We start from the raw sequence: 18,210 nt of genomic DNA on the forward strand, positions 1-18,210 counted from the left end.
TCGGCCGCTTCGAGACCTCAGTTTTCGCCGTCGTACCACGCTGGCGGGTCGACCGTCGTCTCGCCGACGTTCTCGTAGGTGAAGGCGTAGCGGACGCGTCGGGGTTCGCCGGCCGACCGGGTGGTGTAGGTCGCGTCGAGCGAGCGGACGAACCCCTCCGGCGAGACGACGGCGACCACGGTGTAGTTGGTTCTCCGGTCGCCCGCTGGGGTAGTCCGGTTGCGACCGACCACCTCGTACTGGCGGCGGCCGTCGACGCTGACCGCGGCGACCGTCGCCGACTCGACGTCGAGGTAGTTCTCGATGGCGTCGGTGGCGCGCAGCCCGATGCGCTGGTGGGCGTTCGCGTGGATCGCGTGACGACGCTGCAGTTCGGAGTCGTTCCGACCGACGTAGCGGTAGTGGACGAACAGTTCGGTGCCGTCGGCGTACTCCGAGTAGTTGGCGACGCTCGCCGTTCCCGAGCGGAGTAAGATGGTCTGCTCGCCGGACCAGACGCGGTAGACCGACGACGATTCGACGTGGGCCACCGTTCGGTCGAACAGCGGGACGGACCCGTTCTGCCGGGTGGTCGACCCGCGGCGTTCGCGCCAGACGTACGAGCGGTTCGTGGTCGCCGCGCGGTGGGCGGCGACGAGCGCGTCCACGTCGGCGATGCCGCTACCCGTGAGGCCCGGCGCAACCGGCCACCGCTCGGGCGTCGGCGTGACCTCCGGGACCGGCGCGGGCGTCAGCGTGTCCGTCGCGGGACCGGACGACTGCCCGTTGGCGCCGAACAGCGAGCCGCAGCCGGCGGTGGTGACCACGACCGCGAGCGCGACGAGGAGTCGCCACTGCATCAGTCGCGCTACGATCGCGGCCGGCAAAAACCGTCGCATCGACCGGACGGAAGCGGCCGCCGGATCCCGGGACCGGCGTGAGGACCGTTTGGAACGGCGACCGCCGCTCGCGGCGACCGAAGGGTGTGTTTTTTGCCCGACGGCCTCGCAGGACTCACCAATGAGCGACGCCGACTACGACTACGAGGACCTGGGGCTGGTGGCAGGGCTGGAGATCCACCAGCAGCTGGACACGGCATCCAAACTGTTCTGCCCGTGTCCGACGGAACTCAGGGAGCCGGAGGACGCCCAGCGGACGTTCACGCGCTACCTCCACCCGACCAAGAGCGAACTCGGGGAGATCGACGAGGCCGCGCTCGAGGAGAGCATGGTCGACCGGGAGTTCGAGTACCTCGCCTACGACACCACCTGTCTGGTCGAGGAGGACGACGAGCCGCCCCACCGCGTCGACCGCGAGGCGATGGACGTGACGATGGAGATCGCCCAGTTGCTCGACGCGACCGTCGCCGACCAGGTCCACGTCATGCGGAAGATCGTCGTCGACGGGTCGAACACCACGGGCTTCCAGCGGACGATGCGCGTCGCCGGGGACGGCGCCATCGAGACCGACGAGGGCACGGTCCGGATCGAGGACCTGATGCTCGAAGAGGAGTCCGCCCAGCGCGTCGCGGAGACCGACGCCGGGGTGCGCTACTCGCTGGACCGACTCGGCATCCCGCTGGTCGAGATCGGGACGAAGCCGGACATCCGCTCGCCGGAGCAGGCCCGCGACGCCGCCGAGCGCATCGGCATGCTCCTGCGCTCGACCGGGCAGGTAAAGCGCGGCCTCGGAACCATCCGCCAGGACGTCAACGTCTCCATCGCCGAGGGCGCCCGCGTCGAGATCAAGGGCGTCCAGAGCCTCGACGACATCGACGACATCGTCCGCAACGAGGTCCGCCGGCAGGTCGAACTGCTCGACATCGCCGACGAACTCGACGCGCGGGGCGCCGCGGTCGGCGACCCGCAGGACGTGACCGCGGTCTTCGAGGACACCGACTCGGGCGTCATCGGCGGCGCCCTGTCCAGCGGCGGGAACGTCATGGCCGTCCGACTGGAGGGCTTCGACGGCCTCGTCGGTCGGGAGATCCAGCCCGACCGCCGCCTCGGGACGGAACTCTCCGATCACGCCAAGCGCCACGGCGCCGGCGGCATCTTCCACACCGACGAACTGCCGGCCTACGGCGTCACCGAGGAGGAGGTCGAGGCCCTGCGCGACGCCGTCGACGCCGGTCCCGAGGACGCGGTCGCGCTCGTCGCCGACGACCCCGAGACGACCGAGCTGGCTATCGACGCCGTCGTCGACCGCGCCGAAGCGGCGCTCTCGGAGGTGCCCGAGGAGACCCGCGGCGCCAACGAGGACGGGACGACCCGCTACCTGCGGCCGCTGCCCGGCGCGGCGCGGATGTACCCCGAGACGGACGTGCCGCCGGTGGAACCCGATCCGACCGAGGTCGAGCAGCCGGAACTGCTCACCGAGAAGGTCGAGCGCTACCAGTCCGAGTACGACCTCGACTCGGGGCTGGCCGAGCAGGTCGCCTACGGCGAGTACATGCCGCTGTTCGAGGAGGTCGTCGGCGCGGGGGTCGACCCGACGCTGGCGGCCACCACGTTCGAGTCGACGCTGACGGAACTGCGCCGCGACGACGTGGCCGTCGAGCACCTCTCCGACGAACACCTCGCGGACGCGCTCGCACTGGTCGACGACGGCGACGTCCCGCAGGAAGGGCTCGACGACCTGCTGCGGGCGCTTGCCGCGGACCCCGACCTGACCGCCGAGCAAGCGGTCGAGGAGCAGGATCTGGGCGGCGTCGGCGAGGACGAAGTCCGAGAGGCGGTCGTGACGGTCGTCGAGCGCAACGCCGAGCAGGTCGAGACCGAGGGCATGGGCGCGTTCTCCGGCCTGATGGGCGAGTGCATGGGCGAACTCCGCGGGAAGGCCGACGGCGATACGGTGAGTAGCGTCCTCCGCGAGGAGATACAGGAGCGAGCGGGGTAACGACATGCGGGCGACTCGGCGACGCGGCGCGAGCGTGCTCGCGGCGACGCTCCTGCTCGTGGCGGCGACGGTGGCGCTGGCGTCGGTGCCGCCGCGCCCGCTCCGGAGCGTCGTGACGCTCGTCCACGGCCTCGGCCTCCGGGTCGCGACCGACTGGCTCGCCGTGGTCGCGCTGTTGAGCCTCGGCGAGCGGGTCGCCACCGGAGAGGGGGCGAACTCGATCACCCGCTCGACCGTCCGTCGTCTCGCGCTCGCGGTGTTCGTCGGCGGGGTCGCCATCGAGGCGTCGCCGCTCGTCAGGCTGGTCGCCGAGCCCGCGGCGGTGTCGACGCCGGTCCTCGTCAACGGTATCGCGGGGGCCGTCCAGGAGGGGCTGTTCGCCGCCGGGCTGTTCGCAGCCACCGCGGCGGGCGGCGCGGTCCTCCGCGACGCGCTCGACGACGGGCACACCCGCGGTCTTCCGCTCGCGCCGGGTCGGCGACTCCCCGAGGCCGGCCTGCGCGCCATCGCCCGCGTCGCGACGGTGGTCGGCGCCGTCGCCGGCCTCTGGCTCGGGATCGAACTCCTCTCGCGGCTGGTGCTGGGCGTCCCGTACTTCTGGCTGGCCGTCGCCGAGTCCGCGGTCGGCGCGCTCGGCGGGGCCGTCGACTACGGCGTCCTCGCCGTCGGGTTCCTCGCGCTCGCCGTCCGCGGCGCTGACGTCCGGACGGCCGTGGGCGGGACCGTCGCCGTCTGGCTGGTGCTCGTCGTCCTCGGTATCGCCGTCGGCGTCCTCAGCGCGGGGCTGGGCGTCGTACTCGTCGGCGCGACGGCGACGCCGATGGGCGCCGTCGAGGCCGCCGGGATGGGCCTGTGGCCGGCGCCCGATTCGTGGACGCAACTGCTCGCGACCGGGACCTTCCTCGCGGGCGCCGCCGGGCTGTCGATCATCCAGCGGACGGTCCCGGCGACCGACCGCGAGGCTGGCGCCGCGGTCGAGGACTCCGGAGCGCCGCGATGAAGTCGGGCGCCCACGCCGTCATCTCGCTGGTCGTCGGTATCGCCGCCGTCGTCGTCACGAACCCGCCGATCCCGGTGTGGGCGGTCGTCGCCGTCGCTGTCGTCGTCGGCGTCGGCATCGACTTCGACCACTTCCTGCTCGCGTGGTACAACGCGGGCGACCTCGGCCCGGTCCGCCGCTGTCTGCGCGACCCACGGATCGTCTTCTTCGCACAGGACGAAATCTTCGAGGAGGGGACCGTCGGCGCGCTGAACCGACTCCTCAGCCACGTCGTCATCGGCGGGATCGCGGTGCCCGCGCTGTGGCTCTGGCGGCCGTATCTCGCGGGCCTGGTCGGCGCGTCGCTGTACGCCCACCTGCTCGCCGACCTGGTATCGACGACGCGACACGGTGTCGTCGTCGAGCGCGGGTCCGACGGCCGGCCAGTCGACGACGGTCGACCGGCAGACGACGCCGCGACTGCGCGAAGCGACGGCGGGCGAGAGTCCGAGTAGGTGGACGCTCGACCGAGAACACGGACCGCTCTGAGTAGCCGTCGAGAAAGAACCGCCCGGCGAGGTTTACTCTTCGTCTGCTTCCGTCTGCGCTTCGCGGTCGTCGGACCCGCGCTCGGCGCGTTCGATCTTCTGTGCCGCCCGGCGGAAGACGCCGCGAAGCGTCGCCGCCTCGCGACCGGTCGGGTGTGCGCGGCCGACGAGGCGCCGCCAGAGCCGGCGGGTTTTCGGCCGTTTCTCCTCGGGGTGGTCGATAGACGCCAGGAAGTCGCCGAACTGATCGTGCAGTCCCTCGACCGCGCGCTCCTCGGCGCGCTGGTGGCGGGTGTCGGGGTGCTGGGTCTCCGGGACGGTCAGATCGCGGAGTTCGTAGAGGACGATGGTCGCCGCCTGTCCGAGGTTGAGGACGGGGTAGTCGGCGGCCGCGGGGATCGAACAGATCTCGTCGAGCCGGGCCAGTTCGTCGTTCGTGAGGCCGACGCGCTCCCGGCCGAAGACGATGCAGGTGTCCGTCTCGACGCCCCGCAAACTGTCCGCGAGGTCGGCGGGCGTCCGGAACGGATAGCGCGTGTGGCTGCGCTCGTCCTCGTTGGTGACGGCGGTGGTGCCGACCGTGTGGAAGTTCTCGACGAGGTACTCGAAGGAGACCTCGCGGGCGTCGGGGAGGACGTCCTCGCGGGCCTGCCCGGCGAAGCCGTAGGCCTCGCCCTCGGGGTCGAGTTCCGGCGGGTCGACCAGCAGCAGATCCGAGAGGCCGAAGTTCTTCATCGACCGGGCGATGGTGCCGACGTTGCCCGGCGTCTCGGCGTCGACGACGGCGACGGTGATCGAGGGGGCGGCGCCGTCACCGCCGTCGTCACCGCCGCCGTTCGGGGGCGCGTCGCCGTCGGTCATCAGTCGAAGTCCAGGTCGGTCAGGTCGAGGTCCAGCGCCTCGAGTTCCTCGTCGTTCATCTCCTCGATCTCCTCTTCGAGGCCGGGGATCTCTTCCTGGGGGTCGGGGGCCTCGGGGACGCCGTCGGGGTCCTCCTCGACGTGTTCGAGTTCGAACCCCTCGGGCGAGCGGCCGCCGTCGGCGAACCACTCGTGGAACTCACCCTGCAGTTCGCGCTCGCCGGCGAGGCGCTTGCCGCCCTCCTCCTGGAACCAGTAGACGAAGTCGGCCTCGTGCTCGTCGCACAGGAGCACCTCGCCGAGGGGTTCCCCGTAGATGGCCTGCGCGGGGTTACACTGCTGGATGTCTTCCTCACCGTGGATCAGATAGCAGCAGTCGCAGGGTTCGCCCATCATCGCCGAGAGGCGGACGATCCGCTCGCGGGTTTCGGCGTCCATGTTCCCGATCGGCCGGACCTGGCCGTCGGCGTCGAACACCGCGTCTTCGTCGAACCGCCAGCCGCGGAGACCGATCGATACCTTGCCCATGCCGGCGGGTAGACGGTCGGCCGACAAAAAGCGCCCGAGTTAGCGCCGGCCCGGGACCCGCACGGCCTCGTCCGACGATTTACGGTAGTGCGTCACAAAGTACCACTCATGGCCAGTCTCCTGATCGCCCTGACGCTGCTGGTCGTCGCGGCGGTCGCGGTCGGGCTGATCACGTGGGTCGCCGTGTTCGCGCTCGGGCGGGCCGTGGCGCACTCTCCGCGCCACGAGGAGGTGCTGCCGGCGCACTACTCCAGCCTGCTCTACACCGCGCCGTCGCGGTACCCGGGGTACTGCACGAACTGCGGGACTAGCAACGATCCGGAGTACAGCGTCTGCAAAAACTGCTCGTCGAAACTCCCCGAGTCGGGCTACGACCGCAGCGGCGGACCGCCGAACGCGTTCCTGAAGGAGTGATCTTTCGGATCGACGTCTGCGCGGACCCACTATCACGGTCGTTCGGGACGCGGGCAGATGCATCGCACCGCTTTTGCACGCGTAGTCCGCAGGGGCGCGCATGCAGAACGTCACCGCCGCGGGGCTGGGGATCGGCGACGACTACCCCCCGCGGATCATGGGCGTCCTCAACGTCAGCGAGGAGTCGCCCTACGACCCGAGCGTCTTCGACGACCCCGACGAGGCCGCGGCGTACGTCGACGACGATCTGATCGGCGAGGGCGCGGACATCGTCGACGTGGGTCTGGAGTCGGCCAACAAGCGCTTCGACGTGCTCTCGGCCGAGCAGGAACTCGACCGGCTCGACACCGCCATCGAGACGCTGCACTCGACCTCGGGCGATGCGGTCTGGAGCATCGAGACTCGCTACGCCGAGGTCGCCGAGGCGGCCCTGGACCGCGGGTTCGACATGGTCAACGACATCGCCGGCTTCGCCGACCCGGAGATGCCGGAGGTCTGCCGCGAGTACGACGTGGCCGTCGCGAAGATGGCCAGCCCGCCCGACCTGACGAAACCCGGCGCCGTCCGCGCGACGCCGTGGGCCGAGCGGAAGTCTCGAGAGTGGGCCGAGGGGGCCGACTACGTCGACCAGGTGTACGAGGCGCTGAAACAGAACGGCCTCACGGACAAGACCATCGTCGATCCGGCGTTCGGCGGGTGGGCCGAGGAGCAGACGCTGGAAGACGACCGCGAGACGTTCCGCCGCCTGCGGGAGTTCCGGGGGCTCGACCGGCCGATGCTCGTCTCGATCAACCGGAAGAACTTCCTGCGGTCGATCGCCGACCGCTCGACCGAGGGCGCGCTCCCCGTGAGCCTCGCGGCCACGTCGATGGCCGTCGAGCGCGGCGCCCACGTGATCCGGACCCACGACGTCGCCGAGACTCGCGACGCCGCGCTGGTCGGCGACGAGTTCGCCCGCGAACACGACCGGAGCGACCCCACGAACGCTGACCTCACCGTCGAGGAACTGGACGTGACGACCCCCCGCGAGGCGGCGCGCCACTTCGAACGCGCCGGCGTCGTCGACGCGGATCCGGCGACGGCCGTGAGCCGGGTGTACGCCGTCGGCGGGCTGGACGAGTCGACGCGGGATCGCCTGCGGACGGCGGCGAGCGCGGCCGGCTGTCGGTTCTTGACCAACGAAGGCGGCGACGAGGGATTTTTATGCGGAACGGAGGCTGCGCTGGCGTCGCTGGCGGACAGAACCGACGTGCCACGTCCGCTCGCGGGGACGCTGCCGGGCGGCGGGACCGAAAAGAGGTGAGAAAGCTTATACCGGATGCGCCAAAACGGGGTTGTGAAGGCCGAAAGGGCACCTGGGTAGGGGTACCTTGTCCGTGCCACTTCGGCTAATCCGGTTTATTGTGACTCACACCGCGTAGCTACAGCCATGGAATTCCACGACTGGAAACACGTCTACGGGGCGATACTGGCCGATATGGGGTTCGACCGCGCCGACGACGAACTGGCCCGGGATCTGCTCGCAGACCTCGTCGGCGGCGACGATCAGGGTAGCGATTCGGGGGCGGACGGAGGTGCGGGCGCGTCAGACGCAGGCGCGGCCACGTCAGACGCGCCCCGCTCGAAGGGCCGACCACTCTCGCCAGCCGCCCTCGACTTCGCCGGGGAGACCGTCGCCGTCGTCGGCGCGGGACCGTCTCTCGACGGCGAACTGGACCGTGTTCGCGCCGCCGACAGCGTCGTGGCTGCGTCGGACGCCGCCGCGTGGCTCCGCGACGCCGGCCTCGCGGTGGACTGCATGGTGACCGACCTCGACGAGAAAAGCGACGTGGCCCGCGAACTGACCCAGGAGGGGATCCCGGTCGCCGTCCACGCGCACGGAGACAACAGGCCCGCCCTCCGCGAGCGGGTTCCCCGGCTCGCCGTCGAATCGGTACTCCCGACGACGCAGGCGGCGCCGGCGGGACCGGTTCACAACACCGGCGGGTTCACCGACGGGGACCGCGCGGCGTTCCTCGCCGACCACTGCGGCGCCGCCGGGCTTGTCTTTCCCGGCTGGGACTTCGACGACCCGGACGTGGGATCGATCAAGCGCCGGAAGCTGGAGTGGGCCGAACGGCTGCTGCGCTGGCTGGAGATCCGCCGCGACGAGCGCTTCGACGTGCTCGACGGCCGGCGCGCCGGGATCGACGAGTCGTCGCTCCCGGTGTGAACGCGGTCGATCCGCCGGCCGCATCGGTCGCTGCCGGTCGGGACAGACAGCTGACAATCTGGCAAGTACGCCGCACGGACGACGCAGGTGCGGATTTAGGGCCGGCTTTCGTGCTGTCAATGTGGTGAACGAAGCGCCGGAGACGGACGACGGGAGCGAGTCCAGCGACGAGGTGGCGTTAGTCGGGGAGTGCACCGCCTGCGGACAGGTGTACTCGCTGCAGCCGGGGGCCGACGGCGACGTCGTCCCTCTCGGGACCGACCGCTGTCAGTGCGGCAACGACGAGTTCGTGCCGCTGACCGGGGAGTGACAGCGAGCGAGTCACACCTGACCGGGACCGCGCAGGCGATCCGTGGTGGCAACACAACCCCCTCTAACTCTTTTGGCGGTCCGGTTTTGCCCACCGACGGCCAACTATCGCGGTGATTTCCGATGGCTGCATCGGACGACCGCAGAGACGAGCAGTTCTGGTCGGCGTGGAACTTCGGCGCGCTGCTCATCGCGGCCGCGCTGGTATCCGTCGTGCGGCACGGAATCACGGGCGAGTGGCCGGCCGGATTCGACGGCTGGGCTGCGATCGTGTTCGCGGCCGTCGGCCTCGCGCTCATCGGCCACTCGCTGGCCCACCGGACCGCCGGGCGACAGTCGGTGAACCAGTGACCGCCGCCCGCCGTCGGCAGCCGTAGAATCAACTGCGGCGCCGTGGCGGCTTCTCCGGCGACGGAGCTAAATGCGACGGGGCCGGTCACTCGGGCAATGACCGAGTACGCCTTTCTGACCGACGCCGTCGACCCGGATCGGGTCTCCGTCGACGACTACGCCCGCGACGAGCACGCCGGCGACTGGGGCACCCACCCGGAGGACGAGGTCCGCCCCGACGCCGTCGTCTGGCCGACGAGCACCGAAGAGGTGTCGGCGGTCCTCGCCGGCGCCCACGAGCGAGGCATTCCCGTCACACCCTACGCCGCCGGGACCGGACTGGAGGGAAACGCCGTTCCTGCCCACGAGGGAATAAGCCTCGATACGACCCGGATGGACGAGATTCTCGCCGTTCGACCCGAGGACCTCCAGATCGACGTCCAGCCGGGCGTCCTCGGGAGCGTGGTCGACGAGGCCGCCGCCGATCACGGGCTGACATTCCCGCCGCTGCCCTCCTCGGGAGACATCTCGACGGTGGGCGGGATGATCGCGACAGACGCCAGCGGGATGCAGGCCGTCAAGTACGGCGTCGTCGGTGACTGGGTGCTCGAACTGGACGCCGTCCTCGCCGACGGCACCGTCGTCACCGCCGGGAGCAAGGCCGTCAAGAGTTCGGCCGGCTACAACCTCAAGGACCTGCTCGTCGGCAGCGAGGGGACGCTGGCGGTGATCACCCGGGCGACGCTGAAACTCGCCGGTCGGCCGCGGCAGATCCGGGGTGGCCGGGTCGTCTTCGAGACCTTCGAGGACGCGGCGAGCGCCATCGCCGACGCCGTCCAGTCGGGCGTCGACGTGGCGAAGATCGAACTGATGGGCTCGTTCGCGGCCGAGGTCGCCAACGAGTACGTCGGGACCGACCTGCCCGACGCCCCGATGGTCTTCGTCGAGTTCCACGCCGACCACGGGATCGACGAGGAGATCGACTTCTGCCGGTCGGTGTTCGCCGACTACGACCCCCTCTCCTTCGAGATGGCCGCCGACGAGGAGATGGCCCAGCTGTGGGAGCTGCGCCGCGAGATGGCCTACGCGCTGGACGAGTACCGCCCGAACCTGCGCCCGCTACACCCCGGGGACGTGACCGTCCCCATCAGCAAGTTCCCGACGATCGTCCGCGAAGCCCGCGAAGTGGCCGAGGAACACGACCTGCCGATGGCCTGCTATGGCCACGCCGGCGACGGCAATCTCCACTACGAGATCCTCGTCGACCCCGACGACGAGGCGATGGTCGAACGAGGGGAGGAGGCCTACGAGCGAATCGTCGAGGCGGCCATCGACCTCGGCGGGACCGCGACCGGCGAGCACGGGGTCGGCCTCGGGAAACGCCAGTTCATGGAGCGCGAGCACGGCGCCGAGACGGTGGCCGCGATGCGGTCGATCAAGGACGCACTCGACCCCGAGGGCATCCTGAACCCGGGAAAAATCTTCCCCGAGGACGTGGAGTAACCGGCCCGCTCATGCGTTGACGGCGTCGGTCGCGTTGCCGCCGGCACCGGCCGTCGCGGCCTCGTACAGCGCTGGGATCCCCAGCGGGAAGGCCAGCAGGCCGAAGGCAGCGGTGCTCGCGCGGCCGAGCGGCGAGTCCCGGGGCGCGAGCCAGCCGCCGAGGCCCAGCAGGACGGTCCCGACCGTGACCGCGCTCCACAGCGGCGCGTAGGTCTGGCAGTAGACGTAACAGACCGCCGTGACTGCGGGCTCCCACGGCGTGGGCGTCGGCTGCGGGAACACGAGCGCACAGTAGGCGTGGAACGCAAGCGCGACGATCGCGGGGACGCCGACGAACGCCGTGCGGCGGCCCCGCTCGGTCGCCGCGCCGGCCCTGTCGACCGCCCACACGATCGACAGGGGGAACGTGACCTCCCAGAGCCAGAGCCCGAGCGTGTAGCTGGCCGGGTAGTGGCCCAGCGTCGGCTGGTCGGGCAGCGGCGCAACCGGGAGGGACAGCCACGGGTAGTACGGGACGGGGACCGGGTCCGTGAGAAAGGCCACCCCCACGAGCAGGTTCGCCAGAACGAACCCGGCGGTCCCGACCCGCGCGATGCGACGGACGAGCGGCGGCAACGCCCCGCTCTCGCCGTCCCGCGTTCGAGAGACAGTGTCGGTCATCACGGCTAGACCATCACAGGCCTCGTTTTCCGCGATTTCGGTTCGGACGGTTCCGGGAGAAGATGGCGAGGACAGCGTTCGATCTCCGGATACACGGGGGGCGGCGGATCTGCCGGGTCGAGCGGCTTGCGGATCGGAACTGTTCGGCCCGTGTGAGTTCGGATCCCGGAGCGAACACGACAAAAAGCCGCTTGCGTCACTCCGGCGCCAGCGCGCGCATCGTCTCGGTGATCTCCGCCGGTTCGGCGCCGCGCGGGAACGACACTGACACCGCGTCGACGCCGTCGATGCCTTCCCAGTCGTCGTAGCGCTCGCGACACTCCTCGGGCGTGCCGGCGATGCCCAGATCGTCGAGCAACTCGTCGGTGATGGCGGCCTCTGCGGCGTCGTGGTTCCGGTTCGCCCACTCGCTTGCGATCTCGACGGCCTCGTCCTCGTAGCCCTGCCGTTCGAGCGCCTCGCGGTAGAACGTGCCCATCGCGCCGACGTAGAACGCGAGGTGGTTCCGCGCCAGTCCCCGTGCACGCTCGCGGTCGTCCAGCGCGATACAGGGCAGCGAGAGCGTCACGCGCAGGTCGTCGAGCCCCCGGTCGCCAAGTTCTGCACCGCGCTGCAGGTCCTCGATCCGGTCGCGGAGCCCGTCTTTTGTCAGCATGAGCGCGTGCCAGCCGTCGGCGAAGCGGCCCGCGAGTTCGACGGATTTCGGTCCCATGCCGGCGGCGTCGATCCCCGGCGGCGTATCCGGTGGATCACAGCGTAAACGTAGTCCCGAGAGCTGGAATATCTCGCCGTCGTACTCCACGCGCTCGCCGGAGAGCACGAGACGCACGATCTCGATGGTCTCGCGGGTGCGGCGTAGCGGCCGGTCGTAATCGGCTCCGTGCCACCCCTCGACGACGGCGGGGCCGCTCGGCCCGAGACCGACGCGCAGACGTCCGTCGGAGACTTCCTGGAGCGTCGCGGCGGTCTGACCGATCAGAGCGGGCGAGCGGGAGTAGACGTTGGCGATGGAGGTGCCGATCCCGATCTCGGAGGTGCGCTCGGCGACGGCGGTCAGCACCGTCACGGCGTCGCGGCCCCACGTCTCGGGGAGCCACGCGCGCTCGTAGCCCAGTTCCTCGGCGGTCTGGGCGTACTCGACGAGGGATTCGACCGAGGGCTGTGCGGCGACCGGGAGGAAGACGTCGCGGGTGGGCGCGGCGGTCACCGTCGACGCACCCCCTCGATCGTGGTACTTCGGGGCATACCGTCACTCGGGCGTGCGGGCGGAAAAATCCCCGTAGCACGCCGGACAACCGACGCCGAGTTTGAATCCGGCGTCGCTCGTCAGTCGTCGGCGGGTTCCTCGTGGTCCGGGTGGGGATACTCGACGAACTCGGGGAGGTCTGGCACGTCGGCGGCGTCGTGTTCGCCGACGGGCGGGCGGTTGACTTCGGCGGCGGGCGAGGATTCGACGTCCGTCTCGTCGTCGATGGCTTCCATCTGGCCCTCGCCGTCGGCGTCGCGGGCGTCCTGGTCGATGCGCATCGAGCAGAAGTCGACGCCGCACATCGAACAGAAGCGGGCCTCCTTGTAGTTGTCGCCGGGGAGCGTCTGGTCGTGGTACTCGCGGGCGCGCTCGGGGTCGAGCGCGAGTTCGAACTGCCGGCGCCAGTCGAACTCGTAGCGCGCCTCCGAGAGGGCGTCGTCCCAGTCGCGGGCGCCCTCGCGGCCGTTCGCCACGTCGGCGGCGTGGGCGGCGATGCGGTATGCGGCGAGTCCCTCGCGCACGTCCTCGGCGTCGGGGAGGCCGAGGTGTTCCTTCGGCGTGACGTAACAGAGCATCGCGGCGCCGGCGCGGGCGGCCTCGGTCGCGCCGATGGCGCTGGTGATGTGGTCGTAGCCCGGCGCCACGTCGGTCACCAGCGGACCGAGGACGTAGAACGGCGCGCCGTCGCAGACCTCCTGCTGGCGCTCGACGTTGTCGGCGACCTGGTCCATCGGGACGTGGCCCGGTCCCTCGACCATCACCTGCACGCCGTGGTCCCACGCGGTGCGGGTTAGTTCTCCGAGCGTGTCGAGTTCGGCGAACTGCGCCTCGTCGCTGGCGTCCGCGATCGACCCCGGCCGCAGGCCGTCGCCGAGGCTGAAGGTCACGTCGTGCTCGGCGAATATCTCGCAGATCTCCTCGAACTTCGTGTAGAGCGGGTTCTCCATCCCGTTCTCTTCGATCCACTGCGCGAGGATGGAGCCGCCGCGGGAGACGATGCCGGTCTTCCGGCCGTCAGTGAGCGGCAGGTGTTCCATCCGGACGCCGGCGTGGATGGTCATGTAGTCGACGCCCTGCTCGGCCTGCTTCTCGATGACGTCGAGCAGGAGTTCGTGGGTCAACTCGGCCACGTCGTCGACCTGCGTGACCGCCTCGTAGATGGGGACGGTCCCGACCGGGACCGGCGAGTACTCGACGTTCGCCTCGCGGATCCGGTCGAGGTCGCCGCCCGTCGAGAGGTCCATCACCGTGTCCGCGCCGTAGTGGACGGCGGTGTGGAGCTTCTCCAGTTCGTCTTCGAGGTCGCTGGTCGTCTCGCTCGCGCCGATGTTGGCGTTGACCTTCGTGCCGAACTCCCGGCCGATGATCATCGGGTCCAGCGACTCGTGGCCGTGGTTCGACGGGATGACTGCCTGTCCCTCCGCGACCTGCTCGCGGACGAACTCGGGATCCCGGTTTTCGCGCTCGGCCACTCGCTCCATCGCGGCCGTCACTTCCCCCGCTCGTGCGCGCTGCAGTTGCGTCGGCATAACTACTAGGTTATACTACCAAGTGATAAACGTTGCTGGTCGAGCGGTCGTAGTGACGAAGCCACCGCTACTCGGGAACGAAACGGAGAGAACCGACCGAGGGTTCCGTCGGGTCGAAGTACGCTCGTTGGACTCGGAGACCGGGAGCGTCACCAGCCCCAGAGGAGCGTACTGGCCGGATCGGAGTAGCTCTCCTCGTCCTCGGCCCGCGGCGAGACGTCTCGGCGGGCGACGAACTCGTAGACGAGCCCGCCGACAACGGCGAGGACGACCCCGGCCGCACCCTGCAGCGGATACTGCGTCCCGAGTCCACCATAGCCGCTGGCGAGTGCGAGACCGAACTCGAGGAGCAGGAAACCGCCGACCAGCACCAGCGCCATCGCGGTCAGCGTTCCCGCGGCCGAGACGTGCCAGTCGTTCGACGGCAGTCGAGGCGCCATATCGGTACTACGATCTGTAACTACATTGTTCTTTCTTCGCGACCGGTGGGTCCCGACGATCCGGGTGGCGTGGCCGGGGGTACACGAGGACGTTGCTGGAGGATCGGCGGTAGTTGCGTGCGAGAATCGGATGGGACCGGGTCGACTAGAACTCCCAGACGTACATGGTGCCGGCCTCGGAGTGGCCGTTCTCCTCGGAGGAGTCGGCGCCGCCCCGGCCAGCGACCGACCGGAAGACGGCGAATCCGGCGACGGCGAGTCCGACACCGAGGGGGACGCGCCAGAGGTCGATCACGGGTCCGGCGAGTGGTCGGCCGGAGGCGAGCAGCAGTTCGAACCCTGCACCGGCGGCCATGCCGACCCCGACCAGCAGCAGTCCGAGTCCGAGGAGCGTGCCGCTAACGGACACGGTTCGGTCGCCGACGGGCAGTCGACTTCCCATACTCACAGTTCGAACTGTCCGGTCATTAACCTTTTCACGGCGCGCGGTCGGCGCGAAAACCCTATCAGTCCTCGCGGTAACTTCCGCGCATGAACGTCACGGGCCTGGATCGGCAGCAGATCCTGTCGCTGATCCTCGTCTTCCTGATGATCGGTTCCTCGGTCGTCTACATCCTCGCGTACGCGCTCGGGTAATCGGTCGGGAACACGGCAGTCGGGAACTTCGATGCGGCGGTCAGGCGGATTCAGAGTCGTCACGCTCCCGCTCGGGGTCGAAGCGGGCGACCCACTCCTCCAGCGTCTCCAGCCGATGGACCGCGCGGTCGGGGTTGCCGACGTTGTGGTGCTCGCCGGGGTAGACGACGAGTTTCGACTCGACGCCGCGCTTCCTGAGCGAGCGGTAGAGCTGTTCGGACTGGGTAGGCGGACAGCGCCAGTCGTTCTCGCCGGCGGTCAGCAGTAGCGGCGTGTCGATCGCCGCCACGTCGGTGATCGACGAGGCGGCCTCGTAGGCCTCGGGGTTCTCCCACGGGAGGCCGAAGTCGTGTTCGAACCACTTGTGGGAGTCGTCGGTACCGAACGACGAACGCATGTCGTAGACGCCGTGTTCGGCAAGCCCCGCGCGGAAGCGGTCCGTCCGCGTCAGGACGTAGGCGGTGTTGACCCCGCCCTGTGAGAACCCGCCGACGAACAGCCGGTCGGGGTCGGCCCACCCGCGTTCGACGAGGTCGTCCGTCCCCGCCAGCAGGTCTTCGACTTCGAGGGTGTTCCACGCGCCTTTGAGCGCCTCGCAGAACCCCCGGCCGTAGGAGGTCGACCCGCGGTAGTTGACGTTGTAGACGAGGTAGCCGCGCGTCGTCCAGAACGTCGTGAACAGCGCGAACTGCGGCTGGTCGTAGGCCATCGGCCCGCCGTGGATCCACAGCAACGTCGGCCGCGGGTCCGGGTCGTCCGGGTCGAACCCGGGCGGGTAGTAGACGATCCCCTCGACCTCCGTCCCGTCGTCGCTCTCGAAGGTGAGCCGGGCGGTCTCGGGGTGGTCGTAGTCGGCGATCAGGTCGGGATTGAGTTCGGTGATCCGCCGTCGGGGGTCGGCGTCCTCGATGCTCTGAGTATCTGTATCGAGTTCCGCCGTGTCCATCGCGTAGACGTCCATCCCCTCCGCGGGGTCGCTACGAACGAACGCGACGGATCCGCCGTCGACGTCGAACTGCCGGACGGTCTCGTCGCGGGGCTGGGTGTCGAAGACGCGCTCGGTCCCGCCTGCGGCGTCGATCTCGGCGAAGCGGGTCCAGCCGCCGTCACCGATGGTCGCCAGCAGCCGGTCGTCGTCCAGCCAGGTCGGCATCCCGAACCAGCCGATGGTTCGGTCGAGGTCGTCCGTGACAGCGTCGTACGCCCAGGATTCGGCGTCGGCGACGAACACGTCGAACGGAACGTAGAGGTTGTCCGGCGCCCGTCCGGCGAACGCCAGCCGGTCGCCGTTGGGACTCCAGACCGGGCCCGACGCGCGGTACTCGCCGTCCGTGATCCGTTCGACGTCGCCGGTCCCGACGTCCGCGACGAACACGTCCTGCACGTAGGTGTCGTCGCCGTCCTCGCCGTCGTAGCTCACGAAGGCGATCCGGTCCTCCTCGGGATGCCAGGCCGGTTGCATGCCGGTCCCCTCGCCGCCGATACCGCCGGCGGTGGCGTCGTCGATCCGCCGCTCCTCGCGACGTTCCACGTCGACGACGAACAGGTACGTCGTCACGGTGTCGAGCCATCCCTTGCCGTCGTACTTGTGCTGGAGGCGCTCGGTCTCGATGGGGCCCTCGTCGCGGCGCTGGTCGAGGTACTCCCGTTCCTCGTCGGTCGGGTCTCGCGCCGAGACGACGACTCGCTCGCCGTCCGGACCCCAGTCGAAGTCCTGTACGCCCTCCTCGCGGTCGGTCACCTGCCGCGCGTCGCCCCCGAGTTCGAGGTCGTACACCCAGACCTGCGGCTTCGGCTCGTCGCCGTTCGCACCGTTCGATCCGTCCTCTGTGTCGGTTTCCTCGTCCGCGTCGCCGTCGTCGGCTTGCGTGTCTTCGTCCTCGTCGTCCCGTCCAACTCGCAGGGACAGGTCGTCGTCGCGGACCATCACGACGCCGAGCTTCGACCCGTCCGGCGACCACTCCACGTTCCAGGCGCCCGAAGCACGGGTCAATCGGTGCGGGTCGCGGCTGCCGTTTACGGGTGCGACGAAGATCGATTGGTGGGTTTCGTCTTCGTCGGGGTCGGCCTCGCTCGCGGCGAACGCGACGCGGTCGCCGTCCGGCGAGACCGCCACCTGGGTCGGTCGCGTCCGGTCGTAAACCGCGTCGGCAGGTAGTTCGTCCATGCGCGCCCGTCGGCTCGCCGTCACTTAGCGGTTCGGCTGGTGTGGGGAGCGGTCGCAGAGTGGGGCTGTCAGGTGCCCGACGGACGAGACGGCTCCAGGGAATAGCGCCAGCGCACAGGCGGCGAGGCAGTCGGATCGGACAGCAGTTGAGAGCGGCGTGCGCGTCAGCGGGGCGGCTGTTCGACCCGGCGCTCCCAGAACGCGTCGGCGAGGTACGCCTCGTCGATGCCCGTGTACCCCACCGAGCGCGCCAGCCGACCGACGGTCGCCCAGAGCGCCCGCTGGACGGTGACGGGTGCGATCGTGGTCTCCGTGTCGGGATACACGTCTTCGCTGACGGGGAGCGCGTGCAGGAGTCCCGGCTGACCGTACTCGCCGTCGCCGCCGAACGCGCCCTCATGGTCGAGCGCCCACACCGTGTAGAGCGAGGCGACCGTCCGCATCGACGGCATTTCGGCCCGGAACGCGACGGTCCCGTCAGTGGCGTTCCGGAAGGTGTGCTCGACGCCGGCGTCGACGGTTGCGGACTCGCCGGCCGAGAGTCGGCGGGTCCGCCCGTCGACTTCGACGGTCAACGTCCCCTCGACAGCCTCGAACGTCTCCGTCGTCGGGTGGACGTGCGCTGGCGGCTCGGGTGCGTCGGGACCGAGCCACTGGGCGAGGACTGGCCGGTCGTGATCGACCGCCGGCCCGCACCGGCCGGTCGCTCCGTCCGTGGGACGTTCGAGCAGAGTCGCCCACGTGTCGGCCCCCGGACTCGAGACGAGGGCGTGCGGTGACTCGCGGAGGAGGCGCGCGCTCGGGCCGTCGCGGTCGAGTTCCAGCGCCGGTCCCGGTTTGGGGTCGTCGCGGTCGTCGAGCGGTCGCCCGGTGGTTAGGACGGGCGCCGCCCGCGTCGGGTCGGTCATCACGTCGACCGTCGCCCGCCGGCCGGGTGGGCGTTTAGTACAGTATACGACGGGGATTTAT

The 18,210-nt window shown here is 70.0% G+C and carries 19 protein-coding genes; 9 read left to right on the top strand and 10 right to left on the bottom strand.

Going from position 1 to position 18,210, the window contains the following annotated elements; translation table 11 throughout:
- Nucleotides 1–17: 17 nt before the first annotated feature.
- Nucleotides 18–839 (bottom strand): hypothetical protein, encoded by an 822-nt coding sequence (locus AB2U09_RS19140; RefSeq protein ID WP_459194344.1) that lies wholly within the window; start codon nt 837–839, stop codon nt 18–20.
- Nucleotides 840–999: 160 nt separating this feature from the next.
- Between AB2U09_RS19140 and gatE the strand changes: the two genes are divergently transcribed.
- The 3 genes from gatE to AB2U09_RS19155 are packed head-to-tail and all read left to right on the top strand — an operon-like array spanning nt 1,000 to nt 4,371.
- Nucleotides 1,000–2,877, top strand: coding sequence for a Glu-tRNA(Gln) amidotransferase subunit GatE (gene gatE, locus AB2U09_RS19145; protein WP_459194345.1), 1,878 nt, complete (start codon nt 1,000–1,002; stop codon nt 2,875–2,877).
- A gap of 4 nt (nt 2,878–2,881) precedes the next feature.
- Complete coding sequence (locus AB2U09_RS19150; RefSeq protein WP_459194346.1) at nt 2,882–3,877, top strand: hypothetical protein; 996 nt, start codon at nt 2,882–2,884, stop codon at nt 3,875–3,877.
- On the top strand, nt 3,874–4,371 hold the full coding sequence (locus tag AB2U09_RS19155; RefSeq protein WP_459194347.1) for a hypothetical protein: 498 nt from the start codon (nt 3,874–3,876) through the stop codon (nt 4,369–4,371). Before AB2U09_RS19150 ends, AB2U09_RS19155 begins: the two co-directional genes overlap by 4 nt.
- A 66-nt stretch (nt 4,372–4,437) precedes the next feature.
- Here the strand turns inward: AB2U09_RS19155 and AB2U09_RS19160 are convergent, their stop codons facing one another.
- Together AB2U09_RS19160 and AB2U09_RS19165 are read right to left on the bottom strand one after the other, a co-directional pair.
- The gene (locus AB2U09_RS19160) at nt 4,438–5,265 is read right to left on the bottom strand and encodes an RNA methyltransferase (protein ID WP_459194348.1); all 828 of its coding nucleotides are present in this window, start codon (nt 5,263–5,265) and stop codon (nt 4,438–4,440) included.
- A complete protein-coding gene (locus tag AB2U09_RS19165) occupies nt 5,265–5,792 on the bottom strand; it encodes a DUF8114 family protein (RefSeq protein ID WP_459194349.1) in 528 nt (175 codons plus the stop codon). Before AB2U09_RS19165 ends, AB2U09_RS19160 begins: the two co-directional genes overlap by 1 nt.
- Nucleotides 5,793–5,900: 108 nt before the next feature.
- Between AB2U09_RS19165 and AB2U09_RS19170 the strand changes: the two genes are divergently transcribed.
- The 6 genes from AB2U09_RS19170 to AB2U09_RS19195 all read left to right on the top strand — a co-directional run bounded on the left by AB2U09_RS19170 (nt 5,901) and on the right by AB2U09_RS19195 (nt 10,560).
- On the top strand, nt 5,901–6,206 hold the full coding sequence (locus AB2U09_RS19170; protein WP_459194350.1) for a DUF7577 domain-containing protein: 306 nt from the start codon (nt 5,901–5,903) through the stop codon (nt 6,204–6,206).
- A 100-nt stretch (nt 6,207–6,306) separates the two neighbouring features.
- The gene (gene folP / locus AB2U09_RS19175) at nt 6,307–7,509 is read left to right on the top strand and encodes a dihydropteroate synthase (protein ID WP_459194351.1); all 1,203 of its coding nucleotides are present in this window, start codon (nt 6,307–6,309) and stop codon (nt 7,507–7,509) included.
- A 126-nt stretch (nt 7,510–7,635) separates the two neighbouring features.
- Nucleotides 7,636–8,418: a 6-hydroxymethylpterin diphosphokinase MptE-like protein gene (locus AB2U09_RS19180; RefSeq protein ID WP_459194352.1), complete on the top strand. Its 783-nt coding sequence runs from the start codon at nt 7,636–7,638 to the stop codon at nt 8,416–8,418.
- 124 nt (nt 8,419–8,542) lie between these two features.
- Entirely contained in the window at nt 8,543–8,728 is a 186-nt protein-coding gene (locus AB2U09_RS19185) for a hypothetical protein (protein ID WP_459194353.1), read from the top strand.
- 122 nt (nt 8,729–8,850) lie between these two features.
- Nucleotides 8,851–9,078: a hypothetical protein gene (locus tag AB2U09_RS19190; RefSeq protein ID WP_459194354.1), complete on the top strand. Its 228-nt coding sequence runs from the start codon at nt 8,851–8,853 to the stop codon at nt 9,076–9,078.
- Nucleotides 9,079–9,174: 96 nt separating this feature from the next.
- On the top strand, nt 9,175–10,560 hold the full coding sequence (locus tag AB2U09_RS19195; protein WP_459194355.1) for an FAD-binding oxidoreductase: 1,386 nt from the start codon (nt 9,175–9,177) through the stop codon (nt 10,558–10,560).
- Nucleotides 10,561–10,569: 9 nt separating this feature from the next.
- Here AB2U09_RS19195 and AB2U09_RS19200 read toward each other — a convergent pair whose 3' ends face one another.
- The 7 genes from AB2U09_RS19200 to AB2U09_RS19230 form a co-directional block, all read right to left on the bottom strand.
- The gene (locus AB2U09_RS19200; protein ID WP_459194356.1) at nt 10,570–11,220 is read right to left on the bottom strand and encodes a hypothetical protein; all 651 of its coding nucleotides are present in this window, start codon (nt 11,218–11,220) and stop codon (nt 10,570–10,572) included.
- A gap of 196 nt (nt 11,221–11,416) precedes the next feature.
- Nucleotides 11,417–12,427 (bottom strand): TIGR04024 family LLM class F420-dependent oxidoreductase, encoded by a 1,011-nt coding sequence (locus tag AB2U09_RS19205; protein WP_459194357.1) that lies wholly within the window; start codon nt 12,425–12,427, stop codon nt 11,417–11,419.
- A gap of 119 nt (nt 12,428–12,546) precedes the next feature.
- Nucleotides 12,547–13,998: a phosphomethylpyrimidine synthase ThiC gene (thiC, locus tag AB2U09_RS19210; protein WP_459194358.1), complete on the bottom strand. Its 1,452-nt coding sequence runs from the start codon at nt 13,996–13,998 to the stop codon at nt 12,547–12,549.
- 149 nt (nt 13,999–14,147) lie between these two features.
- On the bottom strand, nt 14,148–14,438 hold the full coding sequence (locus tag AB2U09_RS19215; protein WP_459194359.1) for a hypothetical protein: 291 nt from the start codon (nt 14,436–14,438) through the stop codon (nt 14,148–14,150).
- Between the two features lie 145 nt (nt 14,439–14,583).
- The gene (locus AB2U09_RS19220; protein WP_459194360.1) at nt 14,584–14,880 is read right to left on the bottom strand and encodes a hypothetical protein; all 297 of its coding nucleotides are present in this window, start codon (nt 14,878–14,880) and stop codon (nt 14,584–14,586) included.
- A 234-nt stretch (nt 14,881–15,114) separates the two neighbouring features.
- Nucleotides 15,115–17,241 carry a S9 family peptidase gene (locus AB2U09_RS19225; protein WP_459194361.1) on the bottom strand — a complete coding sequence of 709 codons (2,127 nt, stop codon included), beginning with the start codon at nt 17,239–17,241 and terminating at the stop codon, nt 15,115–15,117.
- A 164-nt stretch (nt 17,242–17,405) separates the two neighbouring features.
- Nucleotides 17,406–18,149, bottom strand: a complete 744-nt coding sequence (locus AB2U09_RS19230) for a cupin domain-containing protein (protein ID WP_459194362.1) — start codon at nt 18,147–18,149, stop codon at nt 17,406–17,408.
- Nucleotides 18,150–18,210 lie beyond the last annotated feature (61 nt).

The sequence above is a fragment of the Halosimplex yunnanense genome (assembly GCF_054504345.1).